Origin of the sequence: Actinomycetospora sp. CA-053990 (assembly GCF_050948445.1) — a bacterium.
GTDB lineage: Bacteria > Actinomycetota > Actinomycetes > Mycobacteriales > Pseudonocardiaceae > Actinomycetospora > Actinomycetospora callitridis.
This window is the reverse complement of record NZ_CP192043.1, coordinates 5,862,671-5,875,694: the sequence shown is the minus strand read 5'-3', so window position 1 is coordinate 5,875,694 and position 13,024 is coordinate 5,862,671. Positions and strand designations below refer to the sequence as shown.

Sequence of the window (13,024 nt, the reverse complement as noted above, 5' to 3'; positions counted from 1 at the left end):
AGTCCGGCATGGCCGGGGTGACCCTGATGAACAACCAGGTCGGCGTCGTGGTGGCCGAGGTGATGGACCGCCAGGACAACGTGACGGTCAAGCACCTCCCCTCGATGATCCGTGTCGACTGCGTCGGTCGCATGGACTTCGTGTACGCGGACATCTCCGAGGCGCTCGGGGAGGACCCCGACTTCTACAACGCCGCCGAGTTCGAAGAGAACATGTCGACCCACTACGGGAAGATGATCCACATGGATGACCGGACGATCATGTTCGGGAATCTCGAGGAGGCGGCCGAGTTCATCGGCGACATGTTGCCCCCGGTGGTGAACCAGAAGTAGCACCGCGGCCCCGGGTCGTCGCACGCTCGCACGGGGCGGGCGTGCGACGGCCCGGTGGCCGTTCCACCGCAACACCCGATGACTCCCCGTTCGCGCCCCTGAGCACCGGAGAAGTGAGGACATGGCCAAGGAACTGCGATTCGGCGCCGACGCGCGCAGGGCTCTCCAGGCTGGAGTGGACCAGCTCGCCGAGGCGGTCAAATCCACGCTGGGGCCCAAGGGGCGCAACGTCATCCTCGAGAAGATCACCGGTACGCCGGAGGTCACCAACGACGGTGTGACGATCGCGCGTGAGATCTACCTGCGCGACCAGTTCGAGAACATGGGCGCCCAGGTCCTCAAGGAAGCCGCCGTCAAGACGAACGACGTGGTCGGTGACGGCACCACGACCTCGACCGTCCTCGCCCAGGCGATCGTCCGCGAGGGCCTCAAGGCCATCGGTCAGGGCGGCAACCCGGTGCTGGTGAAGCGCGGGATCGACGCCGCGGTGGCGCGCGTGGTCGCGCACCTGGCCTCGGTCGCGCACCCGGTGAACGACGTCGAGGCGCTGTCGCGGGTCGCCGCGATCTCGGCCAACGACGACGACGCGATCGGCCGCGTGGTGGCGGAGACCCTGCACACCGTGGGCGACGACGGCGTCATCACCGTCGACGACGGGCCGATGATCGGCCTGAACGTGAACTTCGTCGAGGACTTCGAGTTCGACAACGGCTACGTCTCGCCGTACCTGGTCACCGACCCGGGCTCGATGCTCGCCGTGCTCGACGACCCCTACATCCTCTTCTCCGCCGAGAAGATCTCCGACGTCCGCACGCTCATGCCGATGCTCGAGCGGATCATGCGCGACCCCGCGCCGCTCGTGATCATCGCCGAGAAGGTCGACGGCTCCGCACTCCAGATGCTCGTCCACAACCACGTGAACGGGCACCTCAAGACCACCGCCATCCAGGCGCCGGGCTTCGGCGAGAAGCGCGTGCACCTCCTCGAGGACATGGCCGCGCTCTGCGGCGGCCAGGTGTTCTCGCGGGCCTCGGCGTTCTCCATCGAGCAGATGGGCGTCGAGCACCTCGGCCGGGCGCGGCAGGTCCGCGCGACGAGCGACCAGACGGCGATCATCGGTGGCGGCGGCGACCCCGCGGCCCGCGAGGTGCGCCTGTCCCAGCTGCGCGCCGAGATGGACCGCACGACGATCGGCACCGACGAGGACTGGTTCTCCGAGCGCATCGCACGGCTCTCCGGCAAGGCCGCGATCCTGCAGGTCGGGGCCCCGACGAACGCGGAGCTCAAGGAGGTCCGTCACCGCGTCGACGACTCCCTGCAGGCCACGCGCGCCGCGATGGCCGAGGGCATCGTGGCCGGCGGCGGTGCGGCTCTGCTGCACGCCGAGGGAGCGCTGGACAACCTCGACGGGCTCACCGGCGACGGCCGCATCGGCGCCGAGATCGTGCGCGCCGCGCTCTCCGAGCCGGCCAACCTCATCGCCACGAACGCCGGCTACGAGGGTTCCGACGTCGTCAAGCAGGCCCGCGACCTGGGCGTCGACGAGGGCTTCGACGCCCTGGAGGGCCGCTTCGGCAACATGCTCGAGCTTGGCATCATCGACCCGCTGCGGGTCGTGCGGTCGGCGCTGCAGAACGGTGCCTCGGTCGCCGGTCTCATCCTCACCACGAACTCGCTGGTGGCCGAGGAACAGACCCCGTGGAACAAGTCACTCATGACAGAGTTCGGCCAGCTCGACGAGGGCCTGCCCCAGCCGCCGCCGGACTCCAGCACCCCGCAGTCGCTGGGCCTCGGCCCGTCGATGGGCTGACTCGTTATCACTGCCGAGAGGAGACAGTCGTGAAGGCCGTGCGGGTGCACGAGTACAAGAAGGACCCGTCGATCGACGACATCCCGGAGCCCGAGCTCCAGGGGCCGCTCGACGTCATCGTGAAGATCGGCGGCGCGGGGGTCTGCCGCACCGATCTGCACATCGTGAACGGTGACTGGGAGGCGATCCAGAACCCGTCGCTGCCCTACGTGATCGGCCACGAGAACGCCGGGTGGGTGCACGAGGTCGGCGACGCCGTCACCAACGTCAAGGTCGGCGACACCGTCATCCTCCACCCGCAGCCGTCCTGCGGGCTGTGCCTGGCCTGCCGTGCGGGCCGGGACATGCAGTGCACCGGGGACGCGTTCTTCCCGGGCCTGTCGAACAACGACGGCGGCATGGCCGAGTACCTGCGCACCACCGCGCGGGCCTGCGTCAAGCTCAACCCGGACACCAACCCGGCCGACGTGGCCGCGCTGGCCGACGCCGGGATCACCGCGTACCACGCGGTGCGCAAGGCCGTGCCGCTGCTCTACCCGGGCACCACGGCCGTCGTGATCGGGGCCGGCGGCCTCGGCCACATCGCGGTCCAGGCGCTCGCCGCGCTCACCGCCACGAAGATCATCGTGGTGGACAAGAACCCGGACGCCCTGAAGCTCGCCTCCCAGATCGGCGCCGACGAGACGGTCGTGGCCGACGGCAACCAGGTCGGCGAGGTGCAGGAGCTCACCGGCGGCGGCGCCACCGTCGTCTTCGACTTCGTCGCCGAACAGGGCGTCGAGCTCGAGGCCTGGCAGATGACCGGGCCGGCGGGTTACCAGTTCGTCCTCGGGTACGGGGGACAGTTCCAGGCCCCGACGCTCGATTTCGTCGCGGGCGAGAAGAACGTGATCGGCAACATCGTCGGGACGTACAACGACCTCACCGAACTGATGGTCCTGGCCCAGGCGGGAAAGGTCACGCTGCACACCGTGCAGTACTCGCTCGACTCGGCGCTGGACGCTCTGCACGACCTGGACGCGGGGAAGGTCCGCGGCCGGGCGATCCTGGTCCCGTAGTCAGGAAGGACACCACCACATGTACGAGAAGGACGGCGAGAAGTACTTCATCGTCGACAGCCACATGCACTTCTGGGACGCCTCGCCCGAGAACTGGGTCGAGGGCGCCGAGCAGTACGCCAAGGGCTGGATCGAGTGCTTCCACGCCTACCAGGGCCTCGGCCCGGCGGAGACGCACCAGCCGATCGAGGAGTTCCAGAAGGTCTCCGAGGACCAGCTGATGCGCGAGGTCTTCGACGAGGGCCACGTCGACGTCGCGATCTTCCAGTCCACCTACCTGCGCGAGTGGTACAAGAACGGCTTCAACACCACCGAGCAGAACGGCGCCCTCTTCAAGAAGCACTCGGACAAGTTCCGGGTGAACACCCGGTTCGACCCGCGTGACGGCGACGCCGGGATGCGGGAGTTCGAGAAGAACGTCGAGGAGTACAAGCCCACCGGTGCGAAGCTCTACACGGCGGAGTGGAACGGGGAGTCGCGCGGCTACAAGCTCACCGACCCCGAGTGCTACCGCTTCCTCGAGCGGGCCCAGGAACTGGGCATCAAGAACATCCACGTGCACAAGGGTCCGACGATCTGGCCCCTGGACAAGGACGCGTTCGACGTCTCCGACGTCGACCACGCGGCCACCGACTTCCAGGGCCTGAACTTCATCGTCGAGCACGTGGGCCTGCCGCGCATCGAGGACTTCTGCTTCATGGCGACGCAGGAGCCCAACGTGTACGCGGGCCTGTCGGTGGTCATCGGCGGCCTCATGCACGCCCGTCCCCGCTTCTTCGCCAAGGTCATGGGCGAGCTGCTGTTCTGGGTCGGCGAGGACAAGATGACCTTCGGTTCCGACTACAACATCTGGGAACCGAAGTGGCAGGTCGAGGGCTTCGTGGACTGGCAGTACCCCGAGGGCCACGACTTCGACGACTACCCGCGCCTGGGTGTCGACGGCAAGAAGAAGATCCTCGGTCTGAACGCCGCGAAGCTCTACGACATCGAGGTGCCGGCCGAGTTCCAGCTGTCCTCGGACACGAGTGCTCCCGCCTCTCCCGACGACGCCGAGCTCGTCGAGAGGTCGGTGGCCCAGGCATGACCGCCGTCTCCGACACCCCGTCCACCGCCTCCACGGTGGACGGGGTGTGGGAGGCGCTGCGCACGGTGCGGGATCCCGAGCTCGACACCGACGTCGTCAGCCTGGACTTCGTGGCGTCGGCCTCGGTGTCCGACGACGGGGTCGCGCACGTGCGCCTGCGCCTGCCCACCTACTTCTGCGCCCCGAACTTCGCGTTCCTCATGGTCGCCGACGCGTGGGACGCCGTGTCCCAGGTGCCGGGCCTCACCGACGTCGACGTCGAGCTGCTCGACCACTTCGCCTCCGAGGCCATCAACTCGGGCGTGGCGGCGCGCGCCGGCTTCGTCTCCTCGATGGCCGGATCGGCCGTGGGCGAGGCCGTCGACGAGCTGCACGACCTGCGTCGTTCGTTCACCGAGCGGGCGATGCTGGCCGGCACCGACCTCGTCGTCCGTCCGCTCGTGCGGGCGGGGACGACGCCGGAGGAGCTCGTCACGATGACGCTCGGGGACGCCCCACCGAGCGACGACCTGCCCCGGTTGCGGGCCCGCCGGCGCGAGCTCGGCATCCCGGCCGGGGACGACGCACCCCTGGTGGTCGACGCCGTGGGCCGCGCGGTGGGGATCGACGACCTCCCGCTGCACCTGCGCAAGGCGCGCAGCTACCAGGTCGGCGTCGACGCGAACACCAGCATCTGCCGCGGTCAGCTCGCTGCCCGCTACGGGCTCTGATCCCAGGGTCCCGCCGAGAGGAGAGGCTTCCGCCATGCCGTGTGACCCGGTGCCGCTCGACCCCGGCCACGACGACCCCGGTGCCGGCCGTTGCCTCACGGAGCACGTCTCGATGCTCGCGGGGGAGGCGTTCCGGGCGTGGCCCCGCTGCACGCACCCCGCCGTGGCGACCCTGGCCACCCGGGTCGAGGACCACTGCTCGCCGGAGGGGCGGGCCGCCGTGCTGCGCCGGGCCGAGGCCCTCGTCGTCGCCGACAGCGACGACCCGGCGCTGACCTGGCGCCTGGTGGGGGTCGCCGCGGAGACCGTGCTCACCCGGCGTCCCGGCGAGCGCGTCGCGACGCGGCGTCTCGCCCGGGCCCGTCGCCACCGCCGGGTTCGGGGCGCCCTGGTGCCCCGGGCGCTGGTGCGCCGCCTGCCGCGGTGGGTCCGGGCCGCCCGCGGCCTCGCCGCCCTCGACGAGCTGGTCGCGGCCCTGCACTACGTGGTCGCCGTCTCCGGCCCGCCGTCGTCACCCGAACGCGACATCGTGCTCGTCGCCCTGCTCGACGCCGCCCTCGACGAGGTGCTCGACGAGAGCCGTCCCGCTCCGACCCCATCCCCTGCTCGCTTGGAGACCGCCGCATGACCGCCCCCAGCGAGACCCCGCGCACCGTCCGGCGCATCGGATCCCCGGCGGCCGCGGCGCTCGCCGACCTCGCCGCGATCTTCGACGACCTGCAGATGACGCTGCTGTGCTGCGAGCGCCTCGTGCAGCAGCTCAGCGTCCCGGAGCCCGACGCGACCGTCGTCGAGTCGCTGTGGACCACCGCGCTGCTGTCCTACTCGCGGTGCTTTGCCCCGGGAGGGCGCGGGATGGGCCTCGTCGAGGCCGACGTCGAGGGCCTCGAGCTCGAGGGCGAGGTGCTCGCCTGGCACCAGATGCTCCGGCAGCTCAAGAAGCACTACGCCGACCCGGCGACCAACCCGCGCGAGACGTTCGAGGTGGGGGTGGCCGTCTCCGACGGCACGCCCCAGGGCGTCGCCATCACCTCCACGCGCCAGGCCCTGCCCGACACGGTGTCGGTGCACCAGACCGGCGCGATCGCCTACCGGCTCAGCCAGCTGGTGGACGGCCGCATCGCCGAACACCAGGCGACGGTGCTCGAGGGCACCCGCAGCCTGAGCCCCGTCGAGCTCGAGACCCTGGACGAGGTCGAGCTCACCGAGACCCCCGGGAGCGAGGAATGATCGAGAAGTACAACCCCTGGACCGTCGTCAACCTGGTCTTCCGCCACCTCGCCGACGAGGGCCTGCACCCGGTGCTCGGGGAGGCAGGCGACCCGTCGGCAGCCGCGGCCGAGCTGCTGGCCACCCTCGGGATCACGCCGGGGGACCCGTCGTGGGGAGAGGGCCAGGACGCGGCCCGTGTCCGGGCGGACCTCGCCGCGGTGCGGGCGGCGTTCGACCCGGTGGACGACTCGCCCCGGTCCGGGCGGGACTGACCGTGGTCGCCATGCGCCTGGCGCGGCTCGCGGTCCACCGCATGACCCGCGAGCCGCTGGCGCTGCTCGTCGAGGACGAGGCCGACCGGTGCCTGGTCGTGTCGGTGCGCGGCCCGCAGGCCGAGGTCATCGACCGGGGACCCCGCTCGGCGGTCGTCGACGACGACGGCAGGCTCACCCAGGACCTGCTCGCCGACCTCGCCGGGATCCTCGGCCGGCGTCTCGACCATGCCGAGATCACCGACCTCGTCGACGACCGCTTCCACGCCGAGCTGGTGCTCGACGACGGGACGCGCCTGCCCGGGCGTCCCAGCGACGTGCTCGCCGTGGCGGTCCGGGAGGCCCTGCGCATCGAGGTCGCCGACGCCGTGCTCGACGCCGTCGGCCAGTCCTTCTCGGCGCTCGGCGGTGACCGTCCCGAGCCGGCGCGCGAGGCGGCCGAGGAGGTCGAGCGGATGCGCGCGTTCCTCGAGGAGGCGACCGCCCAGGACTTCGGGCGGCCGCCCGGGGCGCCGGATGTCGAGGGTCGTGACCCCGGCTGACCCGGCCCCTCCGGAATGAACCGATCTGACCTGCGACATCGTCTCGATCCGAGACACCCCGAAACCCCCTGCGGAGCCCGTTCGCGCCGTACGATGCCGTGTTGCGCATCACTCACGGTGTCGGGTCGATCGAGTGGTGTCGGATGGCGAGGTGGCCGATGAACGGACGCTCCCGGAGCGCCCTCGACCGCGCGCGTGAGTACTTCGTCGACCGCGGCTCCGTGAACGCCCGCGGCGTCGTCCGGCCCGAGATCGTCGACTCGTGGGAGCGGTCGCGGAACGCCGGCGTCGACGCCACCCAGCTGGCCCTGCCCTACGAGCCCGACCTCGACTTCGACGGCAGCCTCACCCACTGCGCCCGCCCGGTCCTCGACGACCTCGCCGAGCGCCTGTCGGGGATGTCGGTCGCCGTGGTGCTCACCGACGCCGACGGCCGCGTGCTCGAGCGGCGCGTCGGTGAGGGCGAGCTCCAGCGCCGCCTCGACGAGATCTCCCTGGCCCCGGGCTTCAGCTACGCCGAGGAGTTCGCCGGCACCAACGGCGTCGGCACGTCCCTGGAGGGCGCGACCCCGGCCCTCGTGGTCGGCGCGGAGCACTTCAGCGAGCGGCTGCAGGCCTTCGCGTGCGCCGGCGCGCCCGTGCGCGGGCCCGACGGCGCGCTGGCGGGGATCCTCGACGTCACGTGCCTGCGCGCCGAGGCGAACGACCTCATGCGCTTCCTCGCCCAGCAGGCGGCCACCGACATCGAGGACGTCCTGCGCGAGCGCGGCGGCGCCGGGGTACGGCGAGTCATGGCGGCCTTCCGCGCGACGTGTGCCCGCGCCCGGGGCCCGGTGCTCGCGGTCACCGAGGACATCGTCATGGCCAACCGGGCCGCGCGGGCCCTGCCCGCGGGCGACCAGGACCAGGTGACGATGCGGGCGATCGACGTCGGCACCGGGGCGCGGCCGTGGCAGGAACGCGTGCTGCTCGCCGACGGCCCCGCCCGCCTGTTGATCACACCGGTGCCCACCGGGCGGCCCGTCGGGGTGGTCATCGAGGTGGTGCCGAGCCGCAGCAACCTGCGTCTCGCCGGCCGCGAGGAACCCCTGCACCGGGTGCTGCCGGCGCCGCCCGCCCCGGCGCGCAGCAGCGCCCTGCCCAACCCCGGACCCGGCCTCGACCGGCCGCTCGCCGGGCTCGCCGGCGACTCCCGGGCCTGGCGGACCGCGGCGAGGGCGCTGCGGACGGCGGCGTCCGCAGCGCGCAGCACGGTGGTGCTGGGCGAGCCGGGCACCGGCAAGGCCGCGGCGGTCCGGGCCGTCCACGGCGAGATGCGCCCGACGGCCCGCTGGGTCACCGTCGACGGCTCCGACCCCGAGGCGGCGGTCGTCCTGGCCGGGTACGCCTCCGAGGCGTCCGCCTCCCCCAGGGCAGCCGCAGCGCGGCCACGGTCGCGATCCGCCACGCCGAGGCCCTCGATGCCGCCGGCGCCGGCGCGCTCACCGCGCTGCTCGAGGAGGTCCCGCCCACCTGGTGGGTGGTCGGGCTCGTCACCGCCGAGCGGACCCCGGAGCACGGCCAGATCGGCGAGGTGCTGGCCGGGTTCGCCACCTCGGTGCTCGTCGACCCGCTGCGCCGCCGGCCCGAGGACGTCCCGCTGCTCGCCACCGCGCTGCTCGCCCGGCTCGCCCCCGCGCGGCGTGCCGGCTGCACCCCGGAGGCGGCCGCCCTGCTCGCGGGGCCCGCTGGCCGGGCAACGTCACCCAGCTCGCCGACGTGCTGCGCCGCGCCCTCGCCGCGCGTCCCGCCGGCGACATCACCCCCGCCGACCTCCCGGGGGAGTTCGCGGTGTCGGGCACCCGGCGCCGTCTCACCCCGCTCGAGGCCGCCGAGCGCGACCTCATCGTGTCCGCGCTGGTCGAGGCGAACGGCAACCGGTCGCAGGCGGCGGCCGTCCTCGGGATCGGCCGCGCGACGCTCTACCGCCGGCTGCGGGCCTTCGGGATCACCGACGTGGGCCGCTGACCAGGCGGTCCTCGTCGTCGGCGACGTCCTCGGCCGCGACGGACCCGTCCGGCCTGCCGGTCAGCGCCGCCGGGGGCCTTCCCTCGCCCGCCCACTGCTCGCTCGCCCACCGCGCCACGTCGTGCACGGCGTCGACGAGCTCGTCGTGGTCGGTCGCGAGCCGCCGCGCGGAGCACGACAGGCCCAGGGCCACCGTGGCCGCCCCGGAGGGGGAGACGACGGGGGCGGCGATCGTCGCGAGGCCCTCGGCGTACTCCTCACGGTCGAGCGCGATCCCGTCGCGGCACACCCGCTCCAGCTCGGCGCCGAGCTCGGCCTGGTCGGTGATCGTGGCGTGCGTGAGGTCGGTCAGCTGCTCGGCCGCGATGGCCTCGCGGTACGCCGGCGACGTGGCCAGCAGCACCTTGGTCATGGCCAGCGCGTGGGCGTGGTGCGGTGGGACGTGCGTCCCCAGGCCCGGCAGCTTGGCCAGGCCCTGATGGCCACGGGAGTCGGTCACCGTGGCCACCAGGGTGCCGGTGCGGCGCACGAGGTAGGACCTCTGTCGTGTGCGCCGGTAGAGCTCGGTGGTCGCCTCGGCGAGCACGGCACCCGGATCGGGGTCGCCGGGCACGGGACTCGGGGAGGCACCCCACCGGCCCCAGGGCGGGGCTTCGGTGAGCCGCACGCGACCGGAGCGGTCGCGTTCGGCGTAGCCGGCCTCGCACAAGGTGTTGATCATGTATCGCGCCGTCGAGGCGCTCTTGCCCAGGCGCTCGGCCAGCTCCGCGGCGCACAGGCCCGCGGGGTGGTCGCCGAGCAGACGCAGCGCGCGCAGGACCGTGGCTGCGGTCTTCAGAGACCGCGAGCCGCCGCCCGTCGACACACCGTCGTCGTCCACGTGCCTGAATCTAGGACCGCCGGAGGGGTGACACCTGTCTCAATGTGGGACGGCGCCCGACCGGGTGGGGGTGTGCGGCCCCCGTGGGCCTCGCCACGGCACCCCGACGAACCCGGGGGTCGGGCACCGGGGCGGGCGCCCGGACGTTGGGGGAGTGTCGGAGGTGACGGCGGGGACGGTCCCGCCGCACGAGGAACGGAGACGTCATGGCCACGCTGACCAGACCGCAGCAGGGCAAGGTCATCGCGGGGGTGTGCGCCGGGCTCGCGGAGCGGTTCGGCATGTCGGCGGGGGTGGTGCGACTGCTGTTCGTGCTGTCCTGCCTGCTGCCGGGCCCGCAGTTCATCATCTACATCGCGCTCTGGGTGATCATGCCGAAGCGGTGATCAGGCGGGGTTCAGGCCGGGACCGACACCGCGGCCGTGCCGCGGGCGATCGACGCCGTCGCGGAGCCGCTCACCACAGGTTCCCCGGCAGGTCGCGGGTGAGGTCCGCGAGCTCACCGCGGGTGCGCGCGGCGTAGGCCCGGGCGGCACGGTCCTCGAACTCCTCGATGGTCAACCGTCCGTTGCCCACGGCCCGCTGCAACCGCTCGACGGTGAGCTCGCGTTCCGCGTCCGAGGCCCGCACGTCCCTCTCCACGTGCTCATCATCCCTCGATCGGCGCGCTCGCCTCCGTGGGCTGCGCGACCCGGCCGAACCGCGAGTCCGCCGGGTCGGCGAACACGTGGAGACCGAAGGTCGCGGACAGCTCGCGGCAGAGGTTCACCCCGCGCACCGAGTTGCCGTGCTCGTCGAGGCCCGGCGAGTAGACGCCGAACCCGAAGTAGCGGGGCAGGACGCAGACGATGTCGCCCGAGACGCCGCTCTTGGCCGGGATGCCGACCTCGTTGGCCCACTGGCCCGCCGCGTCGTACATCCCGCAGCTCATCATCACGCTGACGATGCTCCGGACGTGCTCGCGGGCGACCGCGCGCTCGCCGGTGAACGGGTTGATCCCGCCCTTGGCGAGCGTGGCGCCCATGACGCTCAGGTCGGCGGCGGTCACCGTGATGGAGCAGGCCGACAGGTAGGTCTCCACGACCTCCTCGATGTCGCCGTCGATCATGCCGAGCGAGCGCATGATGTAGCAGAGCCCCAGGTTGCGGTCGTTGCTGCGCAGCTGCTGGCGCAGGATCCGTTGGTCGACCGCGAGCTCGGGGTTCCCCGCGTAGACGCGGTAGCGCTCCAGGATGCGGTCGACCTTCTCGTCGACGTCCTTGCCCGCCACGAGGCTCGCCGCGACGAGCGCCCCCGCGTTGATCATCGGGTTGTGGGGCCGGTGGTGGACCTCGTCGAAGGTGATCGAGTTGAACGGGTCCCCGGAGGGCTCGACGCCGACGCGGCGCAGGGTCTCCTCGGTGCCGTTGTCCTCCAGGGCGAGGCCGTAGGTGAAGACCTTCGACACCGAGTGCAGCGGGAACGCGACCGAACAGTCGCCCGCCTGCCACTGCGTCCCGTCGACGTTCGTGCCGGCGAGCCCGAAGAGGTGGCGGTCGGCCTCCGCCTCGGGCGGGTAGAAGCTGACCACCTCGTCCTCGCCGGTCAGCCGGTACTTCTCGTGGAGCTCGTCGAGCTGCTGTCGGACGAGTTCCCGTTCTCCCACGGCGACCACGAGCGGCATTGTGCCCGCCGCGCGTCGGACGCGGGTCAGACCCGGGTCAGCCGCGGCCCTCCGGTGCGGCGCAGGCGCCCGAAGCGGGTCTGGTCGGGCGACGAGAACATGTGCAGCCCGTAGCGCTCGGACAGCTCCCGGAACACCGCCTGGCCGCGCACGGAGTTGCCGTGCTCGTCGAGGCCGGGCGAGTACGTCGCGAGCCCCAGGCGTCCTGGCATCACCGCGACGATCCCGCCCGAGACCCCGCTCTTCGCCGGGATGCCGACGTCGGTGGCCCACTCGCCGGTGGCGTCGTACATCCCGCAGGTCATCATCACGCTGACGACGTCGCGGACGTGGCGGGTGTCGAGTGCGCGCTCGCCGGTCAGCGGGTTGACCCCGCCGTTCGCGAGCGTCGCGCCGAGGGCCGAGAGCTCGCTGGTGGTGACCCGGACCGAGCACATCGACAGGTACACCGCGAGGTTGTCCTCGATGCCGCCGGAGATCATCCCCAGCGAGCGCATGAGGTAGCTGATCGCGAGGTTGCGGTCGGCGGAGACGAGCTGGTCGGCGAGCAGGTCGCCGTCCACCACGAGGTCCGGGACGCCGGTGAACACCCGCAGCCGGTCCAGGATCCGCGCGACCTTCTCCTCGGGCGAATCGCCCGCGACGAGGTAGGCCGCGACGAGCGCGCCCGCGTTGATCATCGGGTTGTGCGGGCGTTGGTGCTCGTCGTCGAAGGTGATGGAGTTGAACGGGTCGCCCGAGGGCTCGACGCCGACGTGGCGCAGGGTGGCCTCGCGGCCGTTGTCCTCGAGGGCGAGCGCGTAGGTCACGATCTTCGAGATCGACTGGAGCGCGAACCGGTGCTCGCAGTCGCCGACGGTCCACTGCGTGCCGTCGACCGCCGTCCCGGCGAGCCCGAAGATGTCCTCCTCGCCGTCGGCGGCGGGGAGGGCGATCGAGACGATGTCGTCCTCGTGCGCCTCGGAGTGGTGATCGTGCAGCTGCTCCAGCTGCTCCTGGACCAGCGCCTCCTCGGCATCACTCACCACGGTCCGCATCCTCCCTCCCAGCAGGTGGGTGCGCTGCGGGGGGATCCGGGGCATGCTCAGTGGCGTTCGACACCGACGTCGTCCCGCACCGAGGTCCGCCATGGAACGCCTGCCCGAGCCCCGTCCCGGCCCGCTCACCGACCGCGAGCGGCAGGCCCTGGCGCAGCTCGCCGCGCACGAGTCGGCCGCCGATCCCGCCTTCGCCGAGCGCCTGGGCGCGCGGCCCCGGAGACGCGGCGGCCGCGTGCCGTGGCTGGTGGCCGCGGCGCTCGCGGTGATCGGCGTCGCCTTGCTGCTCGTGCCCGGACCCTGGGTGCTGGCGGGCGTCGCGACGCTCGTGATCGTCGTCGTGCCCGTGGCCCTCATCGCCTGGGCCCTGGGTCAGGGCGACCGACCCCCCATGTGAGCGAAGTTCCCGGCTATAGC

Annotated in this window: 16 protein-coding genes and 1 pseudogene; 13 read left to right on the top strand and 4 right to left on the bottom strand. The window is 72.3% G+C overall.

Annotation, left to right across the window (positions count from 1 at the left end):
- Window positions 1–8: 8 nt before the first annotated feature.
- From ACQPYN_RS29935 to ACQPYN_RS29885, 11 genes and pseudogenes are all read left to right on the top strand, one after another.
- On the top strand, window positions 9–332 hold the full coding sequence (locus tag ACQPYN_RS29935) for an MmoB/DmpM family protein (RefSeq protein ID WP_433039127.1): 324 nt from the start codon (window positions 9–11) through the stop codon (window positions 330–332).
- Window positions 333–453: 121 nt separating this feature from the next.
- The gene (gene groL, locus ACQPYN_RS29930) at window positions 454–2,142 is read left to right on the top strand and encodes a chaperonin GroEL (protein WP_433030590.1); all 1,689 of its coding nucleotides are present in this window, start codon (window positions 454–456) and stop codon (window positions 2,140–2,142) included.
- Between the two features lie 29 nt (window positions 2,143–2,171).
- On the top strand, window positions 2,172–3,200 hold the full coding sequence (locus ACQPYN_RS29925; protein WP_433030588.1) for an NAD(P)-dependent alcohol dehydrogenase: 1,029 nt from the start codon (window positions 2,172–2,174) through the stop codon (window positions 3,198–3,200).
- A gap of 19 nt (window positions 3,201–3,219) precedes the next feature.
- Window positions 3,220–4,284: an amidohydrolase family protein gene (locus ACQPYN_RS29920; RefSeq protein WP_433030585.1), complete on the top strand. Its 1,065-nt coding sequence runs from the start codon at window positions 3,220–3,222 to the stop codon at window positions 4,282–4,284.
- The gene (locus ACQPYN_RS29915) at window positions 4,281–4,994 is read left to right on the top strand and encodes a metal-sulfur cluster assembly factor (protein WP_433030582.1); all 714 of its coding nucleotides are present in this window, start codon (window positions 4,281–4,283) and stop codon (window positions 4,992–4,994) included. Before ACQPYN_RS29920 ends, ACQPYN_RS29915 begins: the two co-directional genes overlap by 4 nt.
- Before the next feature lie 34 nt (window positions 4,995–5,028).
- A complete protein-coding gene (locus ACQPYN_RS29910) occupies window positions 5,029–5,622 on the top strand; it encodes a hypothetical protein (RefSeq protein ID WP_433030579.1) in 594 nt (197 codons plus the stop codon).
- The gene (locus ACQPYN_RS29905; protein ID WP_274194602.1) at window positions 5,619–6,224 is read left to right on the top strand and encodes a hypothetical protein; all 606 of its coding nucleotides are present in this window, start codon (window positions 5,619–5,621) and stop codon (window positions 6,222–6,224) included. Before ACQPYN_RS29910 ends, ACQPYN_RS29905 begins: the two co-directional genes overlap by 4 nt.
- On the top strand, window positions 6,221–6,478 hold the full coding sequence (locus ACQPYN_RS29900) for a hypothetical protein (protein WP_433030576.1): 258 nt from the start codon (window positions 6,221–6,223) through the stop codon (window positions 6,476–6,478). Before ACQPYN_RS29905 ends, ACQPYN_RS29900 begins: the two co-directional genes overlap by 4 nt.
- An 11-nt stretch (window positions 6,479–6,489) precedes the next feature.
- Complete coding sequence (locus tag ACQPYN_RS29895) at window positions 6,490–7,020, top strand: bifunctional nuclease family protein (protein ID WP_433039125.1); 531 nt, start codon at window positions 6,490–6,492, stop codon at window positions 7,018–7,020.
- Between the two features lie 143 nt (window positions 7,021–7,163).
- Window positions 7,164–7,700 (top strand): annotated as a pseudogene (locus ACQPYN_RS29890) (GAF domain-containing protein); the annotation flags it as partial.
- Window positions 7,701–8,778: 1,078 nt separating this feature from the next.
- Complete coding sequence (locus tag ACQPYN_RS29885; protein WP_433030573.1) at window positions 8,779–9,027, top strand: helix-turn-helix domain-containing protein; 249 nt, start codon at window positions 8,779–8,781, stop codon at window positions 9,025–9,027.
- Here ACQPYN_RS29885 and ACQPYN_RS29880 read toward each other — a convergent pair.
- On the bottom strand, window positions 9,008–9,907 hold the full coding sequence (locus tag ACQPYN_RS29880; protein WP_433030570.1) for an IclR family transcriptional regulator: 900 nt from the start codon (window positions 9,905–9,907) through the stop codon (window positions 9,008–9,010). The genes ACQPYN_RS29885 and ACQPYN_RS29880 overlap by 20 nt on opposite strands.
- 206 nt (window positions 9,908–10,113) lie before the next feature.
- Between ACQPYN_RS29880 and ACQPYN_RS29875 the strand changes: the two genes are divergently transcribed.
- Window positions 10,114–10,293 (top strand): PspC domain-containing protein, encoded by a 180-nt coding sequence (locus ACQPYN_RS29875; protein ID WP_433030568.1) that lies wholly within the window; start codon window positions 10,114–10,116, stop codon window positions 10,291–10,293.
- Window positions 10,294–10,363: 70 nt separating this feature from the next.
- Here ACQPYN_RS29875 and ACQPYN_RS29870 read toward each other — a convergent pair whose 3' ends face one another.
- Genes ACQPYN_RS29870 through glsA (ACQPYN_RS29860) form a run of 3 tightly spaced genes read right to left on the bottom strand, consistent with a single transcriptional unit; the run spans window position 10,364 to window position 12,595 of the window.
- Window positions 10,364–10,549: a DUF1707 SHOCT-like domain-containing protein gene (locus tag ACQPYN_RS29870; protein WP_433030566.1), complete on the bottom strand. Its 186-nt coding sequence runs from the start codon at window positions 10,547–10,549 to the stop codon at window positions 10,364–10,366.
- Window positions 10,550–10,556: 7 nt separating this feature from the next.
- Window positions 10,557–11,561: a glutaminase A gene (gene glsA, locus ACQPYN_RS29865; protein ID WP_433030564.1), complete on the bottom strand. Its 1,005-nt coding sequence runs from the start codon at window positions 11,559–11,561 to the stop codon at window positions 10,557–10,559.
- Between the two features lie 35 nt (window positions 11,562–11,596).
- Window positions 11,597–12,595, bottom strand: coding sequence for a glutaminase A (gene glsA, locus ACQPYN_RS29860; RefSeq protein ID WP_433030562.1), 999 nt, complete (start codon window positions 12,593–12,595; stop codon window positions 11,597–11,599).
- 103 nt (window positions 12,596–12,698) lie between these two features.
- On the opposite strand from glsA (ACQPYN_RS29860), the gene ACQPYN_RS29855 reads away from it, so the two are divergent.
- Window positions 12,699–13,004 carry a DUF3040 domain-containing protein gene (locus tag ACQPYN_RS29855; RefSeq protein WP_328304737.1) on the top strand — a complete coding sequence of 102 codons (306 nt, stop codon included), beginning with the start codon at window positions 12,699–12,701 and terminating at the stop codon, window positions 13,002–13,004.
- The last annotated feature ends 20 nt before the right edge of the window (window positions 13,005–13,024 follow it).

Excerpts from the sequence above, each read along its gene's own strand:
- ACQPYN_RS29935 (WP_433039127.1), top strand. The coding sequence starts at position 9 with ATGGCCGGGGTGACCCTGATGAACAACCAGGTCGGCGTCGTGGTGGCC.
- groL (WP_433030590.1), top strand. The coding sequence starts at position 454 with ATGGCCAAGGAACTGCGATTCGGCGCCGACGCGCGCAGGGCTCTCCAG.
- ACQPYN_RS29920 (WP_433030585.1), top strand. The coding sequence starts at position 3,220 with ATGTACGAGAAGGACGGCGAGAAGTACTTCATCGTCGACAGCCACATG.
- ACQPYN_RS29915 (WP_433030582.1), top strand. The coding sequence starts at position 4,281 with ATGACCGCCGTCTCCGACACCCCGTCCACCGCCTCCACGGTGGACGGG.
- ACQPYN_RS29910 (WP_433030579.1), top strand. The coding sequence starts at position 5,029 with ATGCCGTGTGACCCGGTGCCGCTCGACCCCGGCCACGACGACCCCGGT.
- ACQPYN_RS29905 (WP_274194602.1), top strand. The coding sequence starts at position 5,619 with ATGACCGCCCCCAGCGAGACCCCGCGCACCGTCCGGCGCATCGGATCC.
- ACQPYN_RS29900 (WP_433030576.1), top strand. The coding sequence starts at position 6,221 with ATGATCGAGAAGTACAACCCCTGGACCGTCGTCAACCTGGTCTTCCGC.
- ACQPYN_RS29895 (WP_433039125.1), top strand. The coding sequence starts at position 6,490 with ATGCGCCTGGCGCGGCTCGCGGTCCACCGCATGACCCGCGAGCCGCTG.
- ACQPYN_RS29875 (WP_433030568.1), top strand. The coding sequence starts at position 10,114 with ATGGCCACGCTGACCAGACCGCAGCAGGGCAAGGTCATCGCGGGGGTG.
- ACQPYN_RS29855 (WP_328304737.1), top strand. The coding sequence starts at position 12,699 with ATGGAACGCCTGCCCGAGCCCCGTCCCGGCCCGCTCACCGACCGCGAG.